Origin of the sequence: Mesorhizobium sp. M0296, from assembly GCF_040321675.1 — a bacterium.
Taxonomy (GTDB): Bacteria; Pseudomonadota; Alphaproteobacteria; order Rhizobiales; family Rhizobiaceae; genus Mesorhizobium.
The window spans coordinates 141,156-150,212 of the sequence record NZ_JAMYRZ010000015.1 but is presented as its reverse complement, the minus strand read 5'-3'; the positions used below and the strand labels follow the sequence as shown (position 1 = coordinate 150,212).

Sequence of the window (9,057 nt, the reverse complement as noted above, 5' to 3'; positions counted from 1 at the left end):
CGCTCCTTCGCTCAACTGCCTCTCCAAAGAATCCTTTCTCAGCCTAAACTCAACCCCAAAATCGCCATATGCGATTCCCCTGCCCTTGAGGGGGAGATGGCCGGCAGGCCAGAGGGGGGCGCCGTAGAGCGCCGCACCGGCGATTGCTGGATCCAAAAACACCATCAATCGCCCTCGTCCTCGTAGCCGACCAGATGCAGCGGCCTGGCGGCGATGCCTTCGAGTTCGCACCAGCGCACCAGCGCCTCCTCGCGGCCATGCGTCACCCAGATTTCTTCCGCGCCGGTCTCCTTGATCGTCGCCGTCAGCTCGTCCCAGTCGGAGTGATCGGAGATGATCAGCGGCAGCTCGACGCCGCCCTGCTTGGCGCGCTGGCGGATGCGCATCCAGCCTGAGGCGAAGCACGACATCGGATCGGGAAAACGCCGCGCCCAGCGATCGGCGAAGGCGGATGGTGGGCCGACGACGATGGCGCCGGCAAAGTCGCTTTTTTGGCCGGTCTCGACGGTCGCCGATTCCAATGTGCCGAGATCGATATTCTGGCTCTGGTAATACTCGCTGAGCTTGGCCAGAGCGCCGTGGATGTAGATCGGCTTTTCGTAGCCGGCATCGCGCAGCAGCCGCATGACGCGCTGCGCCTTGCCCAGCGCATAGGCGCCGACCAGATGCGTTCGCTCGGGAAACTGCTCGGTCGATTTCAGCAGCCGGGCGATCTCTTCGGTATCGGGCGGATGCCGAAACACCGGCAGACCGAACGTCGCCTCGGTGATGAAGACGTCGCATTTGAGCGGCTCGAACGGCTCGCAGGTCGCGTCCTTCTGGCGTTTATAGTCGCCGGACGCGACGATGCATGTGCCCTGATGCGCGACCTTGATCTGGGCCGAGCCAAGCACATGACCAGCCGGGTGAAAGCTGACGGCCACACCGCCAAGCGCAATCGTCTCGCCGAGCACGGCGGCTTGCGTCGTTCCGGCAAAACTGTCGCCGTAGCGCAGCCCCATGATGTCGAGCGTCTGCTGCGTCGCCATCACCGAGCGGTGGCCGGAGCGGGCATGGTCGGAATGGCCATGTGTGATCAGCGCCCGGTTGACCGGCCGCACCGGGTCGATGAAGAAATCGCCGGGCGGGCAATACAGCCCTTCCGGCCGGGGATGAAGCAGGTCGCTGGCGCGCATGGCCCCAAGATAGGCGCTAATTCCGGCGCGGGAAGCCTGTTGTAAGTCACTGCTGACTCCAGCATAGAGCGCAAGCCGGCTGCAAACACCCGGCGGAACCCGATCGCCATGAAACCGCTCCAGACCTCGTCCGGCGATTTGAATGCCGACCGCCGCGCCGACTATGCCGAAATGCTCTATGCATCCGGCGATCATGCGGCAGCGGCGGAATTGCTGCGCGGCGCGCTCGAACTGACGCCGCACTGGGCGGCCGGATGGTTCCGTCTCGGCGAGATGCAGGAGGCGGCAGGCGCGCGCGATCTCGCCGCGCAGGCCTGGATGACGGCGCTGCGGCTCGACCCGGCGGACAGGCTCGGCGCGGTGCTCAAGCTGCAATTGATCGGCAGGGCAGCGGCGGCCCAGGCGCCGCCCATCGCCTTTGTCGAGACGCTTTACGACCACTATGCCGGGAGCTTCGAGGGTGAGCTGGTCGTCAGGCTCGGCTACCGTCTGCCCGAATGCCTCGACCGCGCCATCCAGGCAGCACGGCCGGGCCGGTTTTCGCTGGCGCTCGATCTCGGCTGCGGCACCGGCCTCATGGGCCAGAAGCTGCGGCCGATCGCCGATCGGCTGGAGGGTTACGACATCTCGGCCGGCATGCTGAGGCAGGCGCACGCCAAAGGCGTCTACGATCTGCTCGTCAAGACGGACCTGCAGGATTTTTGCTATTCTGGCCCGAAAGCCGATCTGGTGACGGCGGCCGATGTGTTCATCTATGTCGGCGCACTCGACAAGGTGGTGAACAAGATTGCCGGAATGCTTGCCGGCGGCGGTCTGTTTGCGTTCTCCGTCGAGACGCTCCCGGGCGGAGAATCGTCTGACAGCGCCGGCTTCGCCCTGCAGCCGTCGCGCCGCTACGCGCATTCGCAAGGCTATGTAGAGCGGGTTCTGGATGCCGACGGCTTTTCGATCCTGTCGCTGCAGGCAACGATCATCCGGCAGGATCGCCGCGAACCGGTCGAAGGGCTGGCCGTACTGGCAAGCTTGCTTTCCGGCAGCGTAAAATCTGGCTAAGACTCCTGCCGCTGCGCATGAGAAGCCGCAGCTGCGAACGACAAGGAGCACGTTCATGCACTGGAACATGATGGTCTTGGCATCTTGCCTGGCGATGGCCGGCTGCGTCGGCAATTCGATGTCCGAACGGCAGGACGAAAACGTCCAGTCCTCGCTGCTATATGACAAGGTGCCTTGCGATCAATTGCTGGCGCGACGAAACGGCCTGGCGCAGCAATATCATTTGCCGGTGGACGCCAAGCCGTCCTTCTCCAATCCGGCGACGGGCTTTGGCCCGTTCACGCCGGATATGCGCTCGAAAGCCAAACGCGAAGCCGACCAGGCAAGCGGCAAGATCGACGCCATGAACCGTTCGATCAGCCGGCGCGAATGCGGCAAGCCGGCCAAGCAGAACAAGCTCGGCCTGACCTGACCGGATCCTAATCCGCTACCTTCCACTGCTCGCGCGACGCGCTGGCGGGATAGACGCCGAGAATGCGCATTTCACGCGAGAAAAAGCGCAACTCGTCGAGTGCCAGCTTCACCAGCGGATCGTCGGGATGGCCCTCTATGTCGGCGTAGAACAGCGTCGCCGTAAACGCGCCGAGCTGGTAGCTTTCCAGCTTGGTCATGTTGATGCCGTTGGTGGCGAAGCCGCCCATCGCCTTGTAGAGCGCCGCCGGCACGTTGCGGACGCGGAAGATGAAGGTCGTCATCATCCTGGCGTCGGCCGAGGGACGTTCGGCCCATTGCTTGTTCTTGGTCAGCACGACGAAGCGGGTGACGTTGCTGTCGGTGTCCTCGACATTCTCCTCGATGATGTCGAGCCCGTAGAGGGTCGAGGCCAGCGCCGGCGCCAGCGCGGCCATGGTGCGGTCCTTCATCGCGGCGACCATCTTGGCGGCGCCCGCGGTGTCGCCGGCAACCGTCGCCTTCCAGCCGTTCTTGCGGATGTATTTGCGGCATTGGCCGAGCGCGTGGATGTGGCTGTGCACGGTCCTGATCTCGTCGCGCCTGACGCCGGGCAGCACCATCAGCTGGAAGTGGATCGGCAGAAAGTATTCGCCGATGATGTGCAGCTTCGATTCCGGCAAGAGGTGATGGATGTCGGCGACGCGGCCGGCAATGGTGTTCTCGATCGGAATCATCGCCAGATCGGCCTTGCCGGTCTCGACGGCGTTGAAGGCGTCCTCGAAGGTCGGGCACGGCAACGGCTCCATCGACGGGAACATGTTGCGGCAGGCGGTGTCGGAATTGGCGCCCGGCTCGCCCTGGAAGGATATTTTGTTGGTCTTTTCAGGCATGCGCAGAGTCTCGGGAATTGGGGGAAGAATTTCTTAGTTGGAAAGGAGCGCCCTGGCGCGTTCGAGATCGTCCGGCGTATCGACGCCAAGCGGCACCGACTGCACGATCTCCGCATCGATGCGCATGCCGGCCTCCAGCGCCCGCAATTGCTCCAGCCGCTCGCGGCGCTCCAGCGGCGACGGCCTCAGCGCAACGAAGCGTTCGAGTGCGGCGCGGCGATAGGCATAGAGGCCGATGTGATGGTAGAGCGGGCCTTCGCCCCAGGGCGCGGTGGCGCGGGTGAAATAGAGCGCCCTGAGCCGCGTCGTCGAGAGTGGCGAGCCGACCAGCTTGACGACGTTCGGATTGGTCTTTTCCTCGTCGCGGACGATCTCGACGCAGAGCGTGGCGATATCGACCGCTGCGTTCTCGAAAGGCTTCAGCGCGGCGCCGATAACAAGGGGGTCGATGGTCGGCAGATCGCCCTGCACATTGACGATGGTCTCGACGCTGTTGCCAGGGTCGAGAATGGTCAGCGCTTCGAAGATGCGGTCGGAACCGGTTTCGTGGTCCGCCCGCGTCATCACCGCCTCGAAACCATGCGCGCGCACCGCCTCCGCAACGCCTTGCGTATCGGTGGCGACGACCACCCGGCCGAGCCCGGCCTCGGCAGCACGGCGGGCGACGTGGACGATCATCGGAGTGCCGGCAATGTCGGCGAGCGGCTTGCCCGGCAGGCGCGTCGAGGCCATGCGGGCCGGGATCAGGATGAGCGTGGACATGAGGCGGGCAGGGGCTCGAAAAAGAGGAGGACAAAGTGGCAAAAGGTCTCACTGGCAGCGCCCTTATAGGTGTTGCAACGCCGGAGCAAAAGACCTAGTTTCCGCGCGATTTGGCCGGTTCCACCGGGTGGATCACGATACCGACGGACGGAGTGGACGGATCGGTCCGCCGGAAAGGGAGCCTGGGGCGTATGGATTCCAACGAAGTCAACAAGCTGCTCGCCGGTCTCCTCGGAACCGTGTTCATCGTCTTTTCCGTTGGCATCGTGTCCGACGCGCTGTTTGCCTCGCCGGCGCCGGAAAAGCCCGGCTTCGCCATCGAGGCGACCGAGCCCGCCGAAGGCGGCCCGGCCGCTCCCGCCGCGGCCGTGAAGCCGATTGCCGAGCTGCTGACCACTGCCAACGCCGAAGCGGGCGCCGCCATCTTCAAGAAATGCCAGGCTTGCCACTCCGGCGAAAAGGGTGGCCCCAATAAGGTCGGCCCCGATCTCTGGGACATCGTCGACCGTCCGGTCGCCGAGCATGAGGGCTTTGCCTATTCGGCCGGCATGAAGGAGTTCTCCAAGGGCGGCAGCGAGAAGTGGACCTACGACAATCTCAACCACTTCATCACCTCGCCGAAGAAGTTCGTGAAGGGCACCGCGATGGGCTTCGCCGGCCTGCCCAAGGATGAGGACCGCGCCAACGTCATCGCCTATCTGCGCACGCTGTCGGACAATCCGAAGCCGCTGCCGGCGCCCGGCGCCTCGGCCGAAAATGAGCCCGCCAAGCCGGCCGAAGGTGCGGCCCCTGCCAAGCCGGCAGAAGGCGCGGCGCCAGCCGCTCCGGCCGCACCCGCAAAATAACAAAACCGTAATGACATAATCCTTGAAAAAGCCGGGTTCAGCCCGGCTTTTTCGTTAGGAAAAATGCATAAGCGACGACAAAGCCGCTCGGTTGCGGTTTTCAGCGCCGCCAAATGATCTAGATTGGGCCCAGACGCTATGGTGACGGCGCTATATCGCGAGAGGAGAACGCATGACGGTTGGCCGAGCGCGGACGCTTCTGAAATCGGTGCTGATGCTGGCTGCTTTTGCCGGCGGCCTGCAGGCGGCCTTCGCGGACGAATGGCGCACGACCTCGTCGCTGATCGGCGAATCCAAATACGGCGACAATTTCCAGCACTACGATTACGTCAATCCGGATGCGCCGAAGGGCGGCACAGTGAACTCGGTGGTGCTCGGCACGTTCGACAGCTTCAATCCTTACATCGTGCAGGGTTCGCCGGCCGCCGGCTTCGCTCAGTTCGGCGGCGGCCTGCTCTACGACACGCTGATGGAGCAGGCGACGGACGAGGGCAGCACCAGCCATACGCTGATCGCCGACGGCTACAAATATCCGGCCGACTATTCCTCGGCGACCTACCGGCTCGATCCACGGGCCAAATGGCATGACGGGCAGCGGATCACCACCGAGGACGTGATCTGGTCGTTCCAGGTGCTGAAGGCCAACAGCCCGATGTACAGCCGCTATTTCGAAAACGTCACCGACGCCGTCGCGGTGTCCGACCGCGAGGTCGAATTCCACTTCAGCCAGAAGGGCAACCGGGAGCTACCGAAGATCATCGGCGATCTCGTTGTGCTGCCCAAGCACTGGTGGGAAGGCACCGACGCCAACGGCAAGAAGCGCGACGTCACAAAGCCGACGCAGGAGCCGCCGCTCGGCTCCGCCGCCTACAAGATCGCCAGCTTCAAGCCTGGCTCCGAAATCATCTGGCAGCGCGTGCCCGATTACTGGGCGGCCAAGCTGCCCGTAAAAATCGGCCGCGAGAATTTCGACAGGCAGCGTTTCACCTATTTTCTCGACGACAATGCCGCCTGGCAGGCCTTCACCAAGGGCGGGCTGGACGACATCAAGCCGGAGAACAGTTCGAGGCGCTGGAACACGGCCTATAATTTCCCGGCAGTTCAGGCCGGCGACGTCATCAAGAAGGAATTCAAGACCGCGTCGCCCGAACCGATGCAGGCCTTCATGCTCAACACCAGGCGCCCGCTGTTCCAGGATCGCCTGGTGCGCGCCGCGTTGATGTATCCGTTCGACTTCGAGACGATGAACCGGACCCTGTTCTTCGGATCCAACACCCGCACCAGCAGCTATTTCCAGGGCACTGAACTGGCGTCGAGCGGCCTGCCGCAAGGCAAGGAACTGGAAATCCTCGAGCAGTACCGCGACAAGCTGCCGCCTGAAGTCTTCACCCAGGAATTCAAGCTGCCGGTCTACGACACCCCGCAGGCGGAGCGCAAATATCTGAAGACCGCGGTCGATCTGTTCGCCAAGGCGGGCTGGGTGATCAAGGGCGGCAAGATGGTCAACGCCAAGACTGGCGAACCATTCAAATTCGAAATCCTCGGCTGGAACGACACCGACCAGGTCATCGCCAGCCCGTATATCGCCAATCTGCGCAAAATCGGCGTCGACGCCACACTGCGCCTGAGCGACCAGACCCAGTACATCAACCGCGTCAAGCATTTCGATTACGACGTCATCATAGGGCAACTTGGCCAGTCGGACTCTCCCGGCAACGAACAGCGCGACTTCTGGAGCTCCAAGGCTGCCGATACGCCCGCGTCGCGCAATTACGCCGGCATCAAGAATCCGGTCGTCGATGCGCTGGTCGACCGCATCATCTTTGCCACCGACCGCGACGATCTGGTTGCCGCCACCCATGCGCTCGACCGGGTGCTGCTGTGGAACTACTATGTCGTGCCGCAATATTACCGTGCCGTGGTCTGGCTCGCCTACTGGAACAAGTTCGGTATGCCGGAGAAGCAGCCCGCCTATAGCGGCGTCGACCAGAATTCCTGGTGGATCGATCCGGTCAAGGAAAAGGCGCTGGCGGCCAAATACAAGAGTGGCAATTGATGGCGGTGCTGCCCCGTCGCGACTTCCTCGCCCTGGGCGGTGCCGCCGCGGCCGCGGCGCTGCTGCCCGGCCGGGCTTTCGCCACGATCCCGACCGGCGTGAAACTGCACGGCCTGTCGGCCTTCGGCGATCTCAAATATCCTCCGGATTTCGCGCATTTCGACTATGTCAATCCGGACGCTCCCAAGGGCGGCCGGATGAATTTCGCCCCGCCGAACTCCACCCTCAATCAGAGCTTCCTGACTTTCAACACGCTGAACTCGCTGGTGTTGAAAGGGGATTCGCCGCCGCGCACCGAGCTCTGCTTCGATTCCCTGATGGCAAGGGCAGTCGATGAGCCGGATGCGGTCTACGGCCTGCTTGCCGAATCCGTTACCTTGTCGCAGGACCGCAACGGCTTCCGCTTCAGCCTGCGGCCACAAGCGCGCTTTCATGACGGCTCGCCGCTGACGGCTGAGGACGTTGTCTTCGCATTGAACCTCTACAAAGACCGAGGACACCCGAACCTTTCCCAAGCGCTGCGGCATATGACGGATGCGGCCGCAATCGATCCGCTTACAGTCAGCCTTACCTTCAACGGCCAGCAGTCCGCGCAGAATATCCTCGCCATCGTCGTAATGCCGATCGTGTCCAAAGTTTTCTACACGGCCAATGATTTCGACGCCTCGACGATGACCCCACCGCTCAGTTCCGGACCGTACAGAGTGGGGCGGGTGGTGGCCGGGCAGACCATCGAATATGAACGCGTCGCCGACTATTGGGGCCGCGATCTGGCCGTGAACCGCGGCAGCTACAATTTCGACCGTATCCGTATCGATTTCTACCTTGATCGCCAGGCAGCCTTTGAAGGGTTCAAGAAAGGGGATACGCATTTTCGCGAGGAGTTCACCGCGCGGGTATGGGCGACCGGCTACGACTTTCCAGCGCTGAAGGATGGCAGGGTCGTCAAACGCGAATTTCCCGGCGAGAAAACGCCATCCATGCAGGCTGTCGCACTCAATCAGCGCCGTCCGCAGTTCCGCGACATTCGCGTGAGACAGGCAATCGCCTATTGCTTCGACTTCGAATGGACCAGGCGGGTTCTGTTTTTCGACTCCTACGAGCGTTCGCAATCGAACTTCGAGCGGTCGGATTACAAGGCCAAGGGCCTACCCTCACCCCAGGAATTGAAACTGCTGGAGCCGTTTCGAGCCGAGTTGCCGCCGGAGACCTTCGGCGATCCGGTGATGCAACCCGTCTCTGACGGTTCGGGCCACGACCGCAAGCTGCTGCGCGAGGCTTCGAGACTGCTTGCGGAAGCCGGCTGGAAGCGAACGGGCAATTTCCTCGTCAATGAAAAGGGCGACCGGCTGCGGGTGGAAATGCTGGCCGAGGACGATGGCCTCGTTCGCATCTTCCTTCCGTGGTCCGAGAATATGAAGGCGATCGGCATCGACGCTTCGGTCCGCCAAGTCGATTCGGCGCAGTTTGAAGCGCGGCAGAGCAATTTCGACTTCGACTTCAACATGCTCGCATGGTCGATCGGAGCGACGCCAACCGCCGATGGTTTGGAGATCCTCTATGCTTCCCGGATGGCGAAAACGCCGGGGATGCGCAACTATCCGGGCACGGAAAGCAAAGCCATCGACGCGCTGATCGAGGCAGCCGGCAAGGCGCAGAGCCGGATCGAACTCGTCACAGCGCTCAACGCGCTCGATCGGGTCTTGCGCGCGCGGCTAGACTGGATTCCAACATATCATCTGGCGAATCACCGGGCAGCCTTCTGGGACATGTTCGGCTTTCCCGCTCAAAAGCCGGATTACGACTTTCCGGTCGAGACGCTGTGGTGGTTCGACAAAGACAAGGCGGCAAAAATTGGCAAAGCTTGAGATTTTTGCACAAGC

8 protein-coding genes are annotated in these 9,057 nt (G+C 62.7%); 5 read left to right on the top strand and 3 right to left on the bottom strand.

The features are described 5' to 3' along the window. Positions 1-164: 164 nt before the first annotated feature. On the bottom strand, positions 165-1,175 hold the full coding sequence (locus NKI97_RS16935) for a ligase-associated DNA damage response exonuclease (protein ID WP_352746857.1): 1,011 nt from the start codon (positions 1,173-1,175) through the stop codon (positions 165-167). Between the two features lie 108 nt (positions 1,176-1,283). On the opposite strand from NKI97_RS16935, the gene NKI97_RS16930 reads away from it, so the two are divergent. Continuing rightward, positions 1,284-2,228, top strand: a complete 945-nt coding sequence (locus NKI97_RS16930) for a class I SAM-dependent methyltransferase (RefSeq protein ID WP_352835380.1) — start codon at positions 1,284-1,286, stop codon at positions 2,226-2,228. 55 nt (positions 2,229-2,283) lie between these two features. Then, the gene (locus tag NKI97_RS16925) at positions 2,284-2,640 is read left to right on the top strand and encodes a hypothetical protein (protein ID WP_352835377.1); all 357 of its coding nucleotides are present in this window, start codon (positions 2,284-2,286) and stop codon (positions 2,638-2,640) included. A 7-nt stretch (positions 2,641-2,647) separates the two neighbouring features. Here NKI97_RS16925 and NKI97_RS16920 read toward each other — a convergent pair whose 3' ends face one another. Further along, positions 2,648-3,511 carry a prephenate dehydratase gene (locus tag NKI97_RS16920; protein WP_023717847.1) on the bottom strand — a complete coding sequence of 288 codons (864 nt, stop codon included), beginning with the start codon at positions 3,509-3,511 and terminating at the stop codon, positions 2,648-2,650. Positions 3,512-3,544: 33 nt separating this feature from the next. Next, positions 3,545-4,273 (bottom strand): 3-deoxy-manno-octulosonate cytidylyltransferase, encoded by a 729-nt coding sequence (locus NKI97_RS16915; protein WP_023676856.1) that lies wholly within the window; start codon positions 4,271-4,273, stop codon positions 3,545-3,547. 191 nt (positions 4,274-4,464) lie between these two features. On the opposite strand from NKI97_RS16915, the gene NKI97_RS16910 reads away from it, so the two are divergent. From NKI97_RS16910 to NKI97_RS16900, 3 genes are all read left to right on the top strand, one after another. Further along, a complete protein-coding gene (locus tag NKI97_RS16910) occupies positions 4,465-5,118 on the top strand; it encodes a c-type cytochrome (RefSeq protein ID WP_352746867.1) in 654 nt (217 codons plus the stop codon). Between the two features lie 172 nt (positions 5,119-5,290). Next, positions 5,291-7,174 carry an extracellular solute-binding protein gene (locus tag NKI97_RS16905; RefSeq protein ID WP_352746869.1) on the top strand — a complete coding sequence of 628 codons (1,884 nt, stop codon included), beginning with the start codon at positions 5,291-5,293 and terminating at the stop codon, positions 7,172-7,174. Then, positions 7,174-9,042: an extracellular solute-binding protein gene (locus NKI97_RS16900; protein WP_352835373.1), complete on the top strand. Its 1,869-nt coding sequence runs from the start codon at positions 7,174-7,176 to the stop codon at positions 9,040-9,042. Before NKI97_RS16905 ends, NKI97_RS16900 begins: the two co-directional genes overlap by 1 nt. The last annotated feature ends 15 nt before the right edge of the window (positions 9,043-9,057 follow it).

What these genes read in the sequence shown, in the direction of transcription:
- NKI97_RS16900 (WP_352835373.1), top strand. Translation starts at nt 7,174, where the DNA reads ATGGCGGTGCTGCCCCGTCGCGACTTCCTCGCCCTGGGCGGTGCCGCC.
- NKI97_RS16925 (WP_352835377.1), top strand. Translation starts at nt 2,284, where the DNA reads ATGCACTGGAACATGATGGTCTTGGCATCTTGCCTGGCGATGGCCGGC.
- NKI97_RS16935 (WP_352746857.1), bottom strand. Translation starts at nt 1,175, where the DNA reads ATGCGCGCCAGCGACCTGCTTCATCCCCGGCCGGAAGGGCTGTATTGC.
- NKI97_RS16915 (WP_023676856.1), bottom strand. Translation starts at nt 4,273, where the DNA reads ATGTCCACGCTCATCCTGATCCCGGCCCGCATGGCCTCGACGCGCCTG.
- NKI97_RS16905 (WP_352746869.1), top strand. Translation starts at nt 5,291, where the DNA reads ATGACGGTTGGCCGAGCGCGGACGCTTCTGAAATCGGTGCTGATGCTG.
- NKI97_RS16910 (WP_352746867.1), top strand. Translation starts at nt 4,465, where the DNA reads ATGGATTCCAACGAAGTCAACAAGCTGCTCGCCGGTCTCCTCGGAACC.
- NKI97_RS16920 (WP_023717847.1), bottom strand. Translation starts at nt 3,511, where the DNA reads ATGCCTGAAAAGACCAACAAAATATCCTTCCAGGGCGAGCCGGGCGCC.
- NKI97_RS16930 (WP_352835380.1), top strand. Translation starts at nt 1,284, where the DNA reads ATGAAACCGCTCCAGACCTCGTCCGGCGATTTGAATGCCGACCGCCGC.